At 57.9% G+C, this 16,394-nt stretch carries 15 protein-coding genes; 6 read left to right on the top strand and 9 right to left on the bottom strand.

All coding sequences use genetic code 11. The features are described 5' to 3' along the window. Position 1 precedes the first annotated feature (1 nt). On the top strand, positions 2 to 1,171 hold the full coding sequence (locus E0L35_RS21265; protein ID WP_138801366.1) for an MFS transporter: 1,170 nt from the start codon (positions 2 to 4) through the stop codon (positions 1,169 to 1,171). A 30-nt stretch (positions 1,172 to 1,201) separates the two neighbouring features. Here the strand turns inward: E0L35_RS21265 and E0L35_RS21260 are convergent, their stop codons facing one another. Continuing rightward, complete coding sequence (locus E0L35_RS21260; RefSeq protein ID WP_138801365.1) at positions 1,202 to 2,077, bottom strand: LysR substrate-binding domain-containing protein; 876 nt, start codon at positions 2,075 to 2,077, stop codon at positions 1,202 to 1,204. Positions 2,078 to 2,250: 173 nt separating this feature from the next. On the opposite strand from E0L35_RS21260, the gene E0L35_RS21255 reads away from it, so the two are divergent. The 5 genes from E0L35_RS21255 to E0L35_RS21235 are packed head-to-tail and all read left to right on the top strand — an operon-like array spanning position 2,251 to position 5,445. Next, complete coding sequence (locus E0L35_RS21255) at positions 2,251 to 3,174, top strand: aminotransferase class IV (RefSeq protein ID WP_138801364.1); 924 nt, start codon at positions 2,251 to 2,253, stop codon at positions 3,172 to 3,174. Then, entirely contained in the window at positions 3,167 to 4,123 is a 957-nt protein-coding gene (locus E0L35_RS21250; RefSeq protein WP_138801363.1) for an alpha/beta fold hydrolase, read from the top strand. Before E0L35_RS21255 ends, E0L35_RS21250 begins: the two co-directional genes overlap by 8 nt. Beyond that, positions 4,113 to 4,682 carry an alpha/beta hydrolase gene (locus E0L35_RS21245; protein ID WP_027958253.1) on the top strand — a complete coding sequence of 190 codons (570 nt, stop codon included), beginning with the start codon at positions 4,113 to 4,115 and terminating at the stop codon, positions 4,680 to 4,682. The genes E0L35_RS21250 and E0L35_RS21245 overlap by 11 nt, the downstream gene beginning before the upstream one ends. Then, entirely contained in the window at positions 4,679 to 4,897 is a 219-nt protein-coding gene (locus E0L35_RS21240) for a hypothetical protein (protein ID WP_039860014.1), read from the top strand. Before E0L35_RS21245 ends, E0L35_RS21240 begins: the two co-directional genes overlap by 4 nt. Beyond that, positions 4,894 to 5,445 (top strand): 2'-5' RNA ligase family protein, encoded by a 552-nt coding sequence (locus tag E0L35_RS21235; protein ID WP_138801362.1) that lies wholly within the window; start codon positions 4,894 to 4,896, stop codon positions 5,443 to 5,445. The genes E0L35_RS21240 and E0L35_RS21235 overlap by 4 nt, the downstream gene beginning before the upstream one ends. 132 nt (positions 5,446 to 5,577) lie before the next feature. Here the strand turns inward: E0L35_RS21235 and E0L35_RS21230 are convergent, their stop codons facing one another. The 8 genes from E0L35_RS21230 to E0L35_RS21195 form a co-directional block, all read right to left on the bottom strand. Then, the gene (locus E0L35_RS21230; protein WP_022520696.1) at positions 5,578 to 6,756 is read right to left on the bottom strand and encodes an acetyl-CoA C-acetyltransferase; all 1,179 of its coding nucleotides are present in this window, start codon (positions 6,754 to 6,756) and stop codon (positions 5,578 to 5,580) included. 220 nt (positions 6,757 to 6,976) lie between these two features. Further along, positions 6,977 to 7,357: an aspartate 1-decarboxylase gene (panD, locus tag E0L35_RS21225; protein WP_007111819.1), complete on the bottom strand. Its 381-nt coding sequence runs from the start codon at positions 7,355 to 7,357 to the stop codon at positions 6,977 to 6,979. A gap of 29 nt (positions 7,358 to 7,386) precedes the next feature. Next, positions 7,387 to 8,259, bottom strand: a complete 873-nt coding sequence (gene panC, locus E0L35_RS21220) for a pantoate--beta-alanine ligase (protein ID WP_138801361.1) — start codon at positions 8,257 to 8,259, stop codon at positions 7,387 to 7,389. Between the two features lie 72 nt (positions 8,260 to 8,331). Beyond that, positions 8,332 to 9,123, bottom strand: a complete 792-nt coding sequence (gene panB / locus E0L35_RS21215) for a 3-methyl-2-oxobutanoate hydroxymethyltransferase (protein ID WP_138801360.1) — start codon at positions 9,121 to 9,123, stop codon at positions 8,332 to 8,334. 158 nt (positions 9,124 to 9,281) lie between these two features. Next, a complete protein-coding gene (gene folK, locus E0L35_RS21210) occupies positions 9,282 to 9,776 on the bottom strand; it encodes a 2-amino-4-hydroxy-6-hydroxymethyldihydropteridine diphosphokinase (RefSeq protein WP_138801359.1) in 495 nt (164 codons plus the stop codon). Further along, positions 9,776 to 11,158: a polynucleotide adenylyltransferase PcnB gene (gene pcnB, locus E0L35_RS21205; RefSeq protein WP_009287938.1), complete on the bottom strand. Its 1,383-nt coding sequence runs from the start codon at positions 11,156 to 11,158 to the stop codon at positions 9,776 to 9,778. Before pcnB ends, folK begins: the two co-directional genes overlap by 1 nt. Before the next feature lie 914 nt (positions 11,159 to 12,072). Further along, a complete protein-coding gene (locus E0L35_RS21200; RefSeq protein ID WP_138801358.1) occupies positions 12,073 to 13,467 on the bottom strand; it encodes a sigma-54 dependent transcriptional regulator in 1,395 nt (464 codons plus the stop codon). Further along, positions 13,445 to 16,393 carry an ATP-binding protein gene (locus tag E0L35_RS21195; protein ID WP_138801372.1) on the bottom strand — a complete coding sequence of 983 codons (2,949 nt, stop codon included), beginning with the start codon at positions 16,391 to 16,393 and terminating at the stop codon, positions 13,445 to 13,447. The genes E0L35_RS21200 and E0L35_RS21195 overlap by 23 nt, the downstream gene beginning before the upstream one ends. Position 16,394 lies beyond the last annotated feature (1 nt).

Genomic DNA, 16,394 nt, shown 5'->3' with positions numbered 1-16,394 from the left:
GATGGAGCAGCAACAAGCGCCGCGTTGGTGGGCGGTGGTGGCCGTGATGATCGGCATTTTTTTACTGGTGACCGCAGAGCAGCTGCCGATTGGGTTGCTTTCCCAGGTGGCATCTAGCATGGGCGTTACCCCCGGCATGGCGGGCTTAATGGTCACCGTGCCCGGCGTGGTCGCTGCCTTTTCAGCCCCGCTGCTGCCGGTAGCGGTGGGGCGCTTGGACAGGCGCATTATGCTCACGGCATTGATGGCCGTAATGGTGGCCGGGAGTGTGCTATCGGCATTGGCCAGCAGCTTTATCCTGTTGCTTGCCGCCCGCGTGCTTGTGGGGCTTAGTATTGGTGGCTTTTGGGCGGTGGCGGGCAGCATTGCCCCACGCCTAGTGCCAGAGGCTCAGGTGCCAAAAGCGATGACGATGATTTTTGGTGGTGTCGCGGCGGCCTCGGTGCTGGGTGTGCCACTGGGCACGCTGCTGGGGGATCTAAGCAACTGGCGGGTCGCCTTTGGGGCGCTGGGAGGGCTAAGCCTGTTAACGGCAGCTGCGCTGTGGTTTTGGCTACCGCCGCTACCACCGCGAGAACCTGTGCGTTTGCGGGTATTGGCGCAGCAGTTTAGCAATCGCGGTGTGCGAGTCGCGGTGTTAACCACCGCCTTTGTAGTGGTTGGCCACTTTGCCGCCTACACCTTTATTAGCCCCATCCTGCAAGAGATCAGCGGTATTTCCCAGCGCCATGTGAGCAGTCTGCTGCTGCTTTACGGGGCGGCAGGCATTGTGGGCAATATTGCGGCAGGCATGTTTGCCGGGCGCCACCCTTACCGCGCGGTGTTGGCGATTCCCAGCCTGCTGCTCATTGTGGTGGCTGTTTTCCCTCTGCTGGGTGTTCAGCCGAGCAGCGGTGTCATGTTGCTCATGATGTGGGGCGCGGTGTTTGGCAGCGTATCAGTCAGCATTCAAACCTGGATTATACGCACTGCACCCAATACCGAAGCCGCCACGGCGTTGATGGCGTTTACCTTCAATATGTCCATTGGCCTGGGTGCCATGCTAGGCGGGCGTATCGTCGATGGCACTAGCCTTCCCATTGCCATGTGGGCCGCATCCGGATTATTCCTGTTGGGGGCGCTGTTGGTCTGGCGAACACCGTCACGCATCGTGGGGGAGAAGCGTCGTTAAGTAAGCGATAAATAATGCGCAAGTATCTGGCTATGTTGGCTGCTCGCGCAGCCAACTACGCAAATTATCCAAACGGCGATCCTCGCGCAGTGCATCTGGGTAGACTAACCAGAAACCAACGTCTGCGTTGACTGGATGTTCGAATACCGACGTTAGCCGGCCCAATCGCACGGCGCTATCGGCCAGCTCGCAGACCGCTATCGATACACCCACCCCATCGGCGGCGGCCTGCAGGGTTAATCCTCCGGAATCCACCTGCGTGACCACAGCGGGTTTGAAGGGGCCGTCGGGAAGGCTCTCCATCCAGCGTTGCCATGTCAGGCAGTGGCGGGAGACAAACAGATTGGCCTGGCTGACACGGTCAAGGCGATCGCGATGGGAGCCGGTAGCAAAGCCTGGACGGGCATAAAGGTCGATGGTTGCTTCAAAGAGGAGATCGGCCTGTAATTCCGGCCAATTCCCGTTGCCGTACCAGATGCCCACATCGGCCACCCCCGCGGCAAGGTCTACCTCATCCTGCGTAGTGGATATCTCAAGCGAGAATCCACGCCGCTCGAAGGGATACAGGCTTAACCGTGGCGACAGCCAGTTGGTTGCAAAAGTAGGCAACATGTTGAGACGTAGCGGCCCGTCACGGCGTTTTTGGCGAAGTGAGTCAACCCCCTTGGCAATCTGCGTAAAGCCTTGTTGCAGGTAAGGTGTTAGCTTGTGTCCCGCGTCGGTAAGCTCAAGACGCGTTCCTGTTCGGCGCAGAAGCACGACGCCAAACAACTCCTCCAGTATGCGCAGTTGGTGACTGACGGCCGAAGGAGTGACCGAAAGCTCCATGGCCGCTTCCTTGATTGAAAGATGCCGCGCCGTCGCCTCAAAAGCGCGTAGAGCATTTAATGGCACAGGAATCCGCATAATCGCTACCCCCACCCTCGAAGGTTGATAAACAGATCATACAAGAAACCGCGCTGACCACGCTGTAAAAATCGCTGAGCAAAATTCAGCCCAGTTTGAGATTTACTCACTCGTTTTTAAAACATATAGAGGACAGACTGACGATATCGATAATCTGCTACTGGGTGGGTGCCATGCTAAACGCTCTTGATGACCGAGATGGGTTGATCTGGCTCGATGGTGAGCTGCTTCCTTGGCGTGAGGCGCGCCTGCACGTGCTTAGTCATGCGTTACACATGGGGGGAGCGGTATTCGAAGGCATGCGTGCCTACGGGCGGCGTGTTTTTCTGGGTGACGCGCATTTGGAGCGTTTAGAGCGTTCCGCCGCACTACTGGACTATCGGCTGCCCTGGTCGCACCGCGAGCTCAGCCAAGCGATTGACGCGGTGCTATGGGCCAATCAGCTAACCGATGCGTATATCCGCCCTATCGCCTGGCGTGGCGCGGATAGTGTGTCTATCGCGGCGCCTCAAGCACGTGTCCATGTGGCGATTGCCGCTTGGGAGTGGCCTACGGCGGCGTCCCAGGGGCGGGCAGAGGTAGGTATTCGGCTGCAGTTGGCCAACTGGCGACGCCCGCCCCCTAATACGGCGCCTACTGCCTCTAAGTGTTCTGGACTGTATATGATCGGCACGCTAGCCCGCCATGCGGCCTTGGCAGTAGGCTGTGATGATGCGTTACTGCTCGATAGCGACGGCTTAGTCGCTGAAACGACAGCCACTAATCTGCTTTTGGTCAGTGATGGCGTACTGGTAACCCCACTGCCGACCTGTTTTCTTGATGGCATCACCAAGCGCCATGTGTTGGGTTTGGCACGTCAGAGAGGCCTGTCGGTAGAGGAGCGAGCGGTTACACTCGAGGAGCTGCGTGCTGCAACCGAAGTGTTGACTGCCGGCACCTCGGTCGAGCTTCAGCCGGTGGTGGCATTGGTGGAAGATAAGGCGAAGACCGAATGGCCCGTGGGCCCTGTCACCCAGCAACTGATTGCGGACTTTCATGCTACGGTCACTGGGGCTAAGAACGGTATAGCTGCAAGGCGACAGAACATTGATGCCTGAGCCCGTCTATATCAGCGCGGCGGATAGTTATGCGCTGCGCGGGTGGGTATGGCGACGACCTTGTGTTTCGTCGTCTCACCCTGGCCCCGTGGTGATCATTAACACCGCCACCTCGGTGCGCTGCCGCTATTACATACCCTTTGCTGATTATTTGTATCAGCAAGGGTGGGACGTAGTGACCTACGACTACCGGGGAATCGGCGATTCGCGCAACCATTCGCTGCGCAAACTCAAGGCCGACTGGATCGACTGGGGGCAGCATGATTTTGAAGGCGTTCTACGCTACGTCGCCAGGCGTTTTCCTGGTCAACCTATTGATGTGGTGGGTCACTCTGCGGGCGGTTTCGTGATTGGCCTTGCCCAGTCCGCCCATCGCGTGCGTCGCATCTTCACCATGGGCGCACAGTATGCCTACTGGCGGGACTACGCACCCGAGGCTCGGCGATCTATGTTCTTGCGTTGGCATCTAGCGATGCCGCTGTTGGCACTTTTGGTCGGCTACGTACCCGCCAAGCGTCTGGGGTGGATGGAAGATACACCCAAAGGCGTAGCACTGGATTGGGCGCGAATGGGGCCGCGCTTTGAGCACAACGTGCGGCGTAAACGTGAAACACCTGAGGGCGAGCCCGAAGCTGAGATGCTGGTGCGGGGCTTCACGCGTGTGCAGGCACCGATTTTGGCGCTGGGCATCGATGATGACCCTTTCGGCACTCGTCCCGCGCTTGATCGCCTTCTAGAGTATTACAGTAGTAGCGAACGCTATCACCTGCGGCTAGCGCCAACTGCGGTGGGCCAGCCAAGCATCGGTCATTTCGCTTTTTTCCATAAGCGCTTTCGCGACGTGCTCTGGCCACTTGCCATGGAGTGGCTGCGCACCGGTAATCCGCCCACGACTTTTCCTGGCGAGCTGCGCTATCGACCGCGTAAGGAGACCTGCAATGACAACTAACAAGCCAGCGACCCAGCTGCTATTTCTGCCCGGTCTCGGCAATTCTGATGCCGACCACTGGCAGTCACTATGGGGGCTAAAGCGGCCTAATAGCCTCCGTTTTCAGCCTGGCTCCTGGGATGAGCCGAATCTCAACGATTGGCTGCAGGCATTGGATACCGCCATTGATGAAGCTGAGGCACCGGTGTTGCTCGTTGCTCACAGTCTTGCGTGCCTGCTGGTGGCGCACTGGGTACAGGAGGCCAATAGCAGCGATGAAAGAGCTCATCGATTGGCGCAGGTAAGCGGCGCGTTGCTGGTGGCAGTACCTGACCCTGGCGCAAAGGCTTTCCCACCCGAAGCGAGCGATTTCCGCAACGCTCCTGCTCGGCCTCTGCCATTTCCAGCGCTGGTTGTAGCCAGCAGTGACGACCCCTACGCGACGACGGACTATGCCCGGCAGCAGGCTGCGACATGGCAAGCCGACTTTGTTGACGTGGGCGCCTGCGGGCATATCAACGCCGCAAGTCAGTTGGGGGAGTGGCCTCAGGGGTGGGCGTTGTTGGAGGCATTAGCATGAGTTTTCATACGATGACAGCACGCGATGCACTGACTGCGCTCTGGTCACTGGGTGGTTTGCCGGCGGAGGCTTTGGACAAGATCACGTTGACCGGCCATGATCCCGTTTTCCCATCGTCGTTTGCCGTTGGCGCCACCGCGGCGCTTGCTGCCTGCGAGCGGGGTATTCACGCTAACAGCCCTGCGGGCTGGCCTAACTGGACGATGTGCACATGACCCGAGTGGCACCGCAAGCGGCCTTGATCGTTCCTGTTCGCGAAGCCGAACCCGTGGTTGACGAGCTTCGTCAGCGCTATGACGCCACAGCGGCTATAGGCGTGCCCGCGCACATAACACTACTTTATCCCTTTGTATCACCTAACGAGATTGTCGAGAAAGATCTTCGCAAGCTTAAAGCGATTGCTAAACAAGCCACTGCTTTTGAGTTTTGGCTATCGGGTGTGGGCCGATTCACGGACACGGTGTATCTTCAGCCAAGCCCTAGCGCTCCTTTTATCTCGCTGATTAAAGCATTCGTCGATGCCTTCCCAGACTACCCACCCTACGGTGGTCTCCATACGGGCAGCATACCTCACCTCACCGTCGCCAGAGAGAGTGAGCCAGAGGCGCTTGAGCGAATAGAAGATGAGGTGCGTTTGTTGATGGCGAAGCAGAGAGCGATTCAGTGTTACTGCAACAATTTTGCGTTGATCGTGAATACTGAGGGGAGATGGGCGACTCAACAACGATTTTCTCTTGTCGCGTCAGAGACCAATGACGACTAGTGCCATTTAGCCCGGTAATGATGATGTTAGTAGAACAAGATAAAGAAATTTGTGTATCCCGAACGGAAAAAGCCCTCGTCAATTGACGAGGGCTTATATTAGCTCTTAGCTAAGCGAGCGAAGGGTAGGTTTTTAAGGCCGCTCGATAGCCAAGGCTACGCCCTGACCGCCGCCGATGCACAGCGTCGCGAGGCCTTTCTTGGCGTCGCGGGCGATCATTTCGTGGAGCAGCGTGACCAGTACGCGGCAGCCGGAGGCACCAATGGGGTGGCCTAGAGCGATCGCGCCGCCGTTGACGTTCACTTTAGACGTATCCCAGCCGAGCTCTTTGTTGACGGATAGCGCCTGGGCGGCAAACGCTTCGTTGGCTTCGACCAAGTCCAGATCATCCAGGCTCCAGCCGGCTTTTTCCAGGCAGCGGCGAGTGGCCGGTGCGGGGCCGATACCCATAATGGCAGGGTCAACGCCTGCGTTGGAGTAAGCCGCTATGCGTGCCAGTGGCTCTAGCCCCAACTGCTTAGCTTTTTCGGCGGAGCAGAGCATAACCACCGCCGCGCCGTCGTTGAGCGCCGAGGCGTTACCGGCGGTAACGGTGCCGTCTTTCTTAAACGCAGGGCGCATGCCGCCAAGCTTCTCCGCGGTAACTTCCCGTGGGTTCTCGTCGGTATCAAACACCACCGGGTCGCCTTTGCGCTGGGGAATTTCCACCGGCACGATCTGGCCTTTGAACTTACCTTCTTTGATGGCGGCAGCGGCTTTCTGCTGTGACGCTGCGGCGAACTCATCCATCGCTTCGCGGGTGATACCGTACTTCTCGGCTAAATTCTCGGCGGTAATACCCATATGGTAGTTGTTGAACGCATCCCACAGGCCGTCGTGTACCATGGAATCAATTGCCTTCCAATCGCCCATGCGCTGACCGTTGCGGGAGTTGGGCAGTACGTGGGGCGAGGCAGACATATTCTCCTGACCGCCGGCCAGAATCAGTTCGGCATCGCCGCAGCGAATGGCCTGCGTAGCGAGATGCAGTGCCTTAAGGCCTGAGCCACACACTTTGTTGATGGTCATGGCCGGTACCGAGTCCGGTAGGCCGCCTTTAATAGCCGCTTGGCGCGCCGGGTTTTGACCAACGCCCGCGGTGAGCACCTGGCCCAGCAGTACTTCGTCAACCTGATCGGGAGAAACGCCGGTTGAGGCAAGGATATCCTTGATCACCAAAGCGCCTAGGTCGCTCGCTGGAATACCTGCGAGGGAGCCGCCGAAAGCGCCCACAGCGGTGCGGCGTGCCGCAACAATGACTACTTCTTGCATAAGATGACTCCTGGAGTAATTAACAGACAGTCTGATACCAGATGCCCGATAGGCGTGCTCTGTCAGCCGTACTCTTTTATTCGTACTCTGTCAGCCGTCTCTTCAGCATAGGGGAAGGTGGTGCGTTGCGGCAATAAACCTTTATGGGCAAATAAAAACGGGCCAACATGTGGCCCGTCAGAAGAAAGCATTAGAGGCGCTAAGATTAGGCCAGTTGTGATCAGGCCAACTGTACCGGGATAATATTGCTGGTGTGGCTGACGTGGTTGCCTTCCTGGAGATACACCAAAGCAGGCTGGTGGTTTTCCAGTTCGGCTTCGGAGTAGTGGGCATAGCTGCAGATAATGATCCGGTGGCCAGGGGCGGCGAGGTGGGCCGCAGCGCCGTTGATCGAAATGAGCTTGGAGCCTTCCTCACCGCGAATAGCGTAAGTGGTGAAGCGTTCGCCATTCTCGACGTTGTAAATCTGGATCTGCTCATTTTCACGAATACCCGCCATATCCAGCAGGTCGCCATCGATGGCGCAAGAGCCTTCGTAGTTGAGTACCGCGTGAGTGACGCGTGCCATGTGCAGCTTGGCTTTGAGCATGATGGTATGCATGTGAGTTCCTATTTTTACCCGTTGTTTGTTTATTCTCTGCCAGTAGTGGCAGCGCTGGCCGGGAGTTGAACAGTGAGGTTATCGATTAATCGCGCCGGGCCCAGCTTGGCGGCGGCCAGCAGTACCGCATGGCGGGTCGCTAGGTTAATGGGGCCTAGCGTGACATCGCGCAGTTCCAAATAGTCTAGCGTAAAGCCCGCATCATACAGCGCGGTGTTGCCCTGGTGTAGTACCTTTTCGATAGGTTCTCCGCGCTCTAGCGCATCGCGAAGCGTACACAGCGTGCGGTAAAGCGCAGGGGCGATTGCACGCTCCTCGCTACTTAAATAGCCATTGCGTGATGACAGTGCCAGGCCATCTTCTGCGCGCACGATGGGCACGCCGATAATCTCGATCGGCATGTGCAGGTCGTACACCAGCTTACGAATCACCGCCAGCTGTTGGTAATCCTTCTCCCCAAAGCAGGCGACGTCGGGCTGCACCAAATTAAACAGCATGCTAACCACGGTGGAGACACCGTCAAAATGGCCGGGTCGTGAGCCGCCACACAGACCCTCACCCACCACGGGCACATGCACGCGGGTCTGGGCGTCCAAGCCGTTGGGGTAGAGCGAGCTCACCGTCGGGGCGAACAGCACGTTGCAGCCGGCCTCGATAAGCTGCGCTTGATCGGCATCAAAGGTACGCGGGTAACCGTCTAAATCTTCGCCTGGGCCAAACTGCATCGGATTGACAAACAGGCTTGTGACCACGATATCGGCGTGCTGGCGCGCGCAGGCGACCAGCGCTAGGTGCCCGGCATGTAGGTTGCCCATGGTGGGTACCAGGGCAATACGCTGGCCGCGTTGGCGGTAATCTCGCAGCGTGCTGCGTAGCTGATCAATGTCTCGCAAAGTGCGCATAGTCGTTTCGCGTCAATAACAAAAAATGGTCGATAGTCGAGCTGTTTTAAAAACAGTTGTTAAAAACGGTTCTTAAAAACAATGCTCTTGAGCCGGGAAGGCGCGGGTTTTGACGGCTTCGTGGTAGTCCTGGAAAGCTGCTTGAATGCTATCAGCCTCAGCCATGAAGTTTTTTACAAAGCGCGGTGTGCGGCCATGGGTGATGCCGAGCACATCGTGCATTACCAGAATCTGACCATCGGTATCCGGCCCTGCGCCAATGCCAATCACCGGTACATCCAGCGCTTCGGTGACCGCTTTGCCCAGGCTGGCAGGGACGCACTCAAGCAGAATCACCGAGGCGCCCGCCTCGACAAGCACTTTTGCGTCATTAATGATGCGCTCAGCGTGAGCAGCGTCGCGCCCCTGCACTTTATAGCCACCTAGCTGATGCACGGTTTGTGGGGTTAAGCCCAGGTGGGCACATACCGGTACGCCGCGGCGGGTGAGTTCACGAATGCCATCGGCCATCCACGCTTCGCCTTCCAGTTTGACCAGCTCCGCCCCCGCGCGCATCACGGCACCGGCATCTTCCAGCAGGCGCTCGGTGGTAGCGTTGCTCATAAAAGGTAGATCCACCATCAACAGGCTATGGCCTTTACCACGCGCAGCGCAGCGGGTGTGGTAAACGATGTCTTCAATAGTGACGGGCAGAGTGCTGTTATGGCCCTGTAGCACCATGCCCAGCGAATCACCGACGAGCAGGACATCAATGCCTGCTTGGCTTGCCGCATGGGCAAAGGAGGCGTCGTAAGCGGTTAGGCAACTGAATGTCTCGCCAGCCTGCTTATAGGCCTGCAGCGTGCTTAGGGTGACGGTTTTCATGGCGTGCTCTCATGTTTTACGTGAGGCCGCTGCGACATAGGCAGCCGACCATTATTGATGCTGCATCCCTGCATACGCGAAGTGGCGTAACCGGCAATTGTTACCTGAATGGGGTGTCGGTGTCGAGATTTGTGTCAAATGGTAGCGTTAGCCGCACATTAGGCGTTAGATAAGCGTTCCAAGCCTTGGTTCTCAACACGTTCAAGCCAGGTGGATAGCGGCTGTTGGAGAAGGTCTAGAGAGGGGGCGATCTCTGCGAGGGGGAGCAGTACAAAGGCCCGGGCAGTCATTTGCGGGTGCGGTACGCGTAAACGCGGCGAGTTGATGTGCTCATTGGCGTAGAGCAGCAGGTCAAGATCGAGCGTGCGGGGCCCCCAGTGGCGCTGGCGGCGGCGGCGATGCTGCTGCTCTAACGCCTGAAGCTGGTCGAGTAGCGCCAGCGGCGAGAGCCGTGTCTCCAGCGCGGCCACCGCGTTGATAAAGTCCGGCTGATCCTGCGGCCCCACCGGGCGGCTGGCGTAAAGCGATGATGCTGCCACTAATCGACTTAGCGGTAGCATTGCCAGCTCGTTGAGGGCCTCGCGAACCTGCTCGATAGGCGACTCTAGATTGCTACCCAAGCCAATATAGGCGAGCTGGGGAGGAGTTCCCACTACTCTGGCGCGCTCGGCTTACGGCGCCGTTTGCGGCGACGATCGCCCTGGCTGGCGGGGTCGCCGCCAACTTTTTGCAGCAGGCGACGCTGTTCGTGCTCATCGCCGCGCTGAAACGCCGTCCACCATTCGCCTAAACCACTGGGTATCTCGCCCGCCTGTTCGCGCAGCAGCAGCAGGTCATAGCCCGCTCTGAAACGCGAATGTTCGCGGGTTTGAAAGGCCTTTTTACCGCGCCGCTGGGGTAGGCGCTGCTGTAATTCCCAAATTTCCCGCATCGGGATGCCAAAGCGCTTGGGAATCGATGTGAACTCTAACTGACGGGAGACCACCTGCTGAGCGGCTGCTTGAAGCGCCGGAATGGGCGGCATGCCCTCTTGCTCCAGCGCTTCCTGGCGATGCTTGACCGGGGCCCATAAAAACGCTGCCAGCAGGAAGGCCGGGGTGACGGGGCGCTCTTCGGCAATACGTTTATCGGTGTTGGTCAGCGCCTGCTCAATCAGCTCTTCGGCCCAGGCGGCATCGGCCATGGCTTCTTCGGCCTCGGGGAACAGCATGCCGAACAGGCCGTAGTGGCTGAGTAGCCGGAAGGTGACCAAACCGTGGCCCGACATAAACAGCTTGAGGACTTCATCGAATAGCCGTGCTGGTGGAATCTGCAGCAGCAGCGGTGCCTGATCGTACATCGGTGCTTCGGTGGCGGGGTCTAGCGTGAAGTCGAGCTTAGCCGCAAAGCGCACCGCCCGCAGCATCCGTACCGGGTCTTCGCGGTAGCGTGTCGCCGGGTCGCCAATCAGGCGCAGGGTGCGGGTCTTAATATCCTCGGCACCATTGGCAAAATCAGTGATGCTGAAGTCGGCGATATTGTAGTAGAGCGCATTAACGGTAAAGTCGCGGCGCAGCGCGTCTTCTTCGATATTGCCCCATACATTGTCGCGCAGCAGTAACCCTTCATCGGACTGGTGGGCAATGTGGTCGCCATGCTCGTCTTGGGGTTTGCCACGGAAGGTGGTGACCTCAATGACCTCGCGGCCAAAGCGCACATGGACAATCCGAAAACGGCGGCCGATCAGGCGCGAGTTACGAAATAGATCGCGAACCTGCTCTGGAGTGGCGTTGGTGGCGACATCAAAATCTTTGGGCATCTTGCCCAGCAGCGCATCACGAATGCAACCGCCCACCAAATAGGCGTCGAAACCCGCGCCGCTAAGGCGATAAAGCACTTTTAACGCGGCATCGCTAATATGCTGGCGAGAAACAGGGTGCTCTGACCGAGGGATGTTGCGCGGAGTGAGGGCGCTGGTGGTGCTCTCTTGGGGATCAAGCAAGGTTTTCAATTGCTCCCCCGGGCTGTGTAGGAAACGGGTAAATCCTTTAAACATGCGACGATTTCAACTCGCAGGTACGAAAAAATGGTCGTAAAAATAGTCGTTAGAAAACACTTCAAACGAGTACTGAACATAAACCACGAGTGGCTGAGTGTAGCCGACCCTTCATGGCTTGCAAAGTAGCGGCTTGCAAAGCACTTGACGCTGGCGGGGGCTAACACAGGTTTTAAACCCAGGCTCCAAACACGGAAAGGGGAGGCTAAAAGAGCCTCCCCTATCAAGCAATTAATCAGCGTCCGTGCTGCTATTTTTCTTCATGATGGCACATCGCCCTGAATACGCACCGCAGTCGGTAGGCGTAAGGATCACGATGGTTCCGACCGCCTCGTATTCAAAACAATAATCCAACCGCGAACTTTTCTCCCCCCGGGGTATTATTATTGGCGCCGGGGTGTACACACTGACAGCTATTGTTGTTGTTAGGATGCCAAGTCACATTGTACGTCGCGTCCTTTCGGGCCACTTGCTAACTTTTGTTGTTGTTCGCTGCGCCTGTGTTGCCTGCGCAAGCAAGTAATGAGATTCAAGCCTGTTGTTCTTGTTAGTACCGTTATCTCTACCTGGCCCTGTTGTTTTTGTTGTGGCTCAGGTTGTGGCGAGGTCATGTTGTTTTTGTTGGTGACCTGGCGCTATGCCCAGTTTGTTTTTCTTACCCAGTAATACTGCAGACCCTGTGCCACCTATTTAATAAATTATAAATTTCAGAAGGTTGGAGTTTTTTAAGTCGCTGCGGAACTTTACGGCGCGAGAAGTGTTACCCCTTTCGCGCCCGTTTGTGCGCGGCGTTGTGTGGGAAGGTAACAGTACCTGGGTAGCGAAAGGCAGAATATTTCTTATTTAAATCAGTATATTAGACGATGGTCGTAGGGGTGGTGTGGAGGCGCGAGTGGATAGCAATGCCCAGGTGCTTAACCTGGGCGCCGGGCGGTTTTTTTGCGCGGTATGCCAAGCCGCTGGCGTCGTTCCCAAAGGTTTTTACGGCTAATGCCCAGTTTTTGTGCCAATTCGGTTTCACTCATTTGGTCTTGGTGTTCGAGGACAAAGTGCTGAAAATAATCTTCTAAAGAGAGATCATCTTCATTCTCTTCAGCACTTTTATCACCGCCACCACTGGCAGCAGGTGTGCTGGACGCGCCAGAGGACGGATGGGGGCGTGGGGTGGTCGGCGCTAGGCCCAGGTCATCCGGGTGGATCAGATGCCCTTCGGCAAGAATCACCCCGCGCTCAAGGGCATTTTCCAGCTCGCGAACGTTACCCGGCCAAGGGTAGTCGCGCAGATCCTGGCGGGCTGCGCGGGACAAACGCAGGCCCGTGCGTTCGTGGCGCTTACACGCCTTGTCGAGCAGAATGTCGGCGATCTCAAGCACGTCGTCCTCGCGCTCGCGTAGCGGCGGCAGTTCGATCTGCATCACGTTCAGCCGGTAGTAAAGATCAAGGCGGAATTCGCCGGTTTTTGACAGTGCTCGCAGGTCACGATGGGTGGCCGCAATCAGGCGGACATTGACGTGGCGGGTTTCCACCGAGCCAATTTTACGAATTTCACCCTCTTGAAGAACGCGCAGCAGACGCGCCTGGGCATCCAGCGGTAGTTCACCAATCTCATCCAAAAATAGCGTACCGCCATCAGCGGCTTCGACTAACCCGGTGCGCGCAGCGCTGGCGCCGGTAAAAGCGCCTTTCTCATGGCCAAACAGCTCTGACTCGATCAGCGTTTCAGGAATCGCCGCGCAGTTGACGCAGATCAACGGTGCCTTGGCGCGCTTGCTCTGCTGGTGAATGGCGCGTGCCACCAGCTCCTTGCCGGTACCTGACTCGCCAAGAATCAATACGGTGACATCGGCCGGGGCGGTTTTACTAATACGGGTGTAGACCTGCTGCATGGCAACGCAGTTGCCGATCATGGTTTGCCGGCTGCCGCCTGCATCGGTGATATCCGGGGGCGGACTCTGCTGCATCGACTGCTTGTGCAGGATCCGCTCAACGGTCTCCAATAGCTCCGCGTGGTCAAAGGGCTTGGCAACGTAGTCCACGGCCCCCTGTTTGAGCGCTTCCACCGCAGAGCGCATGCTGGCGTAGCTGGTCATGATCAATACCGGCACGGGGGCTGCGGCGGTGATCAGCGAGGTGCCCGGTTCGCCCGGCAGACGCAGGTCGCTGATGATGAGGTCGAACCCTGCGAGCTCAAGCTGGCTGGCCTCCTCAGCGCTGCCTGCTTCGCTGACCGTATAGTCGTGGCGTTCCAGAAGGCGCTTTAGCGCGCTGCGAATAATCGCTTCATCTTCAACAATCAGAATCCTGGGCATGGGTTGGCTGATCATCCTGTTGGTAAAGCGGCAGCCATAACGTAATGGCCGTGCCGCGAGGCTGTCCGGGGGGTGGCGAAGCCACGTCTATTTTACCCTGGTGCTCATTGATAATCTGGTAGGCCAATGAAAGGCCCAGACCGGTGCCCTCGCCAGCGGGTTTGGTGGTGGTAAAGGGCTCGAATAGGTGCTCGCGAACTCGCGGATCGATGCCCTGACCGTTATCGGTTATCCGCCACCAGGCAAGCTGCTCGTGGCGCCCTGCGGTCATGTGAACTTCTCCCCCCTTGCCGCAGGCATCCCGGGCATTGCTCAGCAGGTTGACCATCACTTGCGTTAATCGCTGGGCATCGCCGCGCACCACCACGTCGTCAGGCGTTTCATTGGTTAAGGTAACATCCTCTCCCGAGCGGGCGAGGTGGATCAAGTGCAGTGCATCTTCGCTAATGGATGCAAGTGCCACAGGTGAGGCAGGGAGCGGTACCGATTGGCGTCCCCCATGGGCAAAACCAACCAGTGAGTTAACGATTTTGGTGACCCGCTGGGTTAGCTGCTGGATTTGGTCGGCGGTCTCCAGCAGGGCGGGGTCGTTGGTGTCGTAGCGAAGGTTTTGCGCCAGCGACGAGATGCCGGTAATCGGGTTGCCAATTTCGTGGGCGACCCCAGCGGCTAACTGGCCGATGGAGGCAAGGCGTGCTGCATGCACCAACTCATCTTCTAACCACTTCATTTCGGTATGGTCTTCAATCAGAATAACGCTGCCGCCACGGCTGTCACTACCGCTGAGAATCGCTTTGTGCAGGGTCAAAAAATAGTCTTTACCGTGCAGCGTGACCGCCTGTTTGTAGAGCGGTGTTGACGTGGTTTCCAGCACGCCACCGAGTAGGCCGGGCCAGGGGGCAGGTAGGCTGTCGCGGCGTGAACCGATCACGCTTTCACCGCTAATACCCGAGAGTTGAGAGAGCGCCTGATTCCACATTAGTAGTTCATCGTCATCGCCTAGCACGCACAGCCCCACAGGCAGATAGGCCAGGGTTTGGCGGTGGTGGCGGCGCAAGCCGTCGAGTTCCCGGGCTAGCCCCGTTAACCGCGAACGGTAGGCTTCCAGGCGACTTTCAACAAAGTGAATATCGTCGGTTTCAGGGGTGTCGTCGTGGCGGTAGGGTAGATAGCGATCAACAATATCCCGTGCCACCGATGGGCCCATTAGGCCCGAGAGATTGGCCTGAATACGGTCACGCAAGCGACGCAGCGCGTAGGGACGGCGCTCCTGAGGCGTTAAGTTGAGTGCTTGCAATGCCCGATTCACTTCACGGCTAGCCGCCTCATCGCCGAGGGCATGGGCTAAGTGAGTCGAAAAATCGCTCGCCGTGGCGGCTTCCAGTGGAAAGCGCTTGGAGCGGATAACGGCATCGACGGAGCACGCTTCCGCGGCGGACTGCTCACCTTCAGAAATACGCGTAAACAGCGATATCACAATCAACAACAGGATATTGACCGCTAACGAGAGCAGCGTGACGTTGTACCAAACCGGCGCACCAGCGTCGGTAAGTGGGGTAAAGGGCAGCGTCAGTACGGGTAGCGAGAGCATGAGCGGCAGCCATAGCCCCCATAGCCATACGCCGACGCCTGCGATGAGGCCAATAATCATGCCTTTACGGTTAGCGCCCGGCCAGTAGAGCAGCGCCAGCATGCCAGGCAGGCACTGGGCCATCCCCACAAATGCGGCTAATCCCAAACCGATAAGCCCATGATGGCGACCTACCCACTGGTAAAACACCCAGCCGCTGATAATCACAGCGACCACTAGCCCACGGCGCAGCCACAGCAGCCAGCCGTAAAGATCACTGCGCGCTTCCGGGGGCCTCGCTACCAGTACAATATGATTAAGCACCATGCCGGAAAGCGCCAGTGCAATCATAATCATGGTGCCGCTGGCGGCGGCTAGCCCGCCGATAAACGCCAGTGCCCCTACCCACCAGTGCTCGGTCATTAGGTAGGCGGCATAGGCGGCGATGGGTATGTCGGGATTGACCGACTGCGCGGCCCACCAAATCAACGGCACGGGTAGCGCCATTAATAGCAGGAAAAGCGGCAGCGCCCAGCTCGCTTGTAGCAGGGTATGCCGGGATAGACTTTCTGAAAAACTGATATGAAACAGATGCGGCATCATAAACGCCGCCGCAAAAAACAGCAGCAGGAGGGTTCGCCACTGGGCCGGGTCAAGTTTGGGTGTCTGTTGTTGGAGGAGAGCGCCAGGGCCCTCCAGCCACAGCTGCAGGTCGCCTGGGCCGTCAAACACCATCCATAGTGCCACCACGCCGAGCCCCAGCATGGCCAGCAGTTTAACAATGGATTCAAACGCAATGGCGCTAAGCAGAGTGTCGTGGCGGCCGTGAGACTGGCTGTGGCGGGCACCGAAAATAACCGCAAAGGCGGCAATTACGGCGCAAAAAAGTAGCGCAACGCTACCTCCCGCTTGGCTGGCGGTGATGATATTGATGGCTTCGCCCAGGGTTTGGACTTGAATGCCGAGCAGTGGCAGCACCGCCAGTAGACTGACGATGGTGACCAGCGTACCCGCCCAACGAGAGCGAAAGCGAAAGGCAAACAGATCCGCCAATGACGTTAGTTGATAGGTGCGGGTGATGCGCTGGATGGGCACCAGTAGCACAGGGGCGAGCAAGAAGGCGCCCGCTGCGCCTAGGTAGTAGGCGAGGAAGCCAAACCCCGCGTGGGCAGCCATTTCCACGCTGCCGTAAATCGCCCAGGCGCTGGCATAAACACCCAGGGCAAGGGTGTAAACAATCGGGTGGCGGGTAATACGCACCGGCACCCAGCCGCGCTCTACCGCAAAACCGCAGCCAAACAGCAGTGCCAGGTAACCCAGCCCAAGCAGTAGGACGCCGACTATCTCAACGTGCATC

Origin of the sequence: Halomonas sp. ATBC28, from assembly GCF_005937175.1 — a bacterium.
GTDB lineage: Bacteria > Pseudomonadota > Gammaproteobacteria > Pseudomonadales > Halomonadaceae > Vreelandella > Vreelandella titanicae.
The sequence above is the reverse complement of the archived record's forward strand: the minus strand, read 5'-3'. Positions and strand labels throughout refer to the sequence as shown.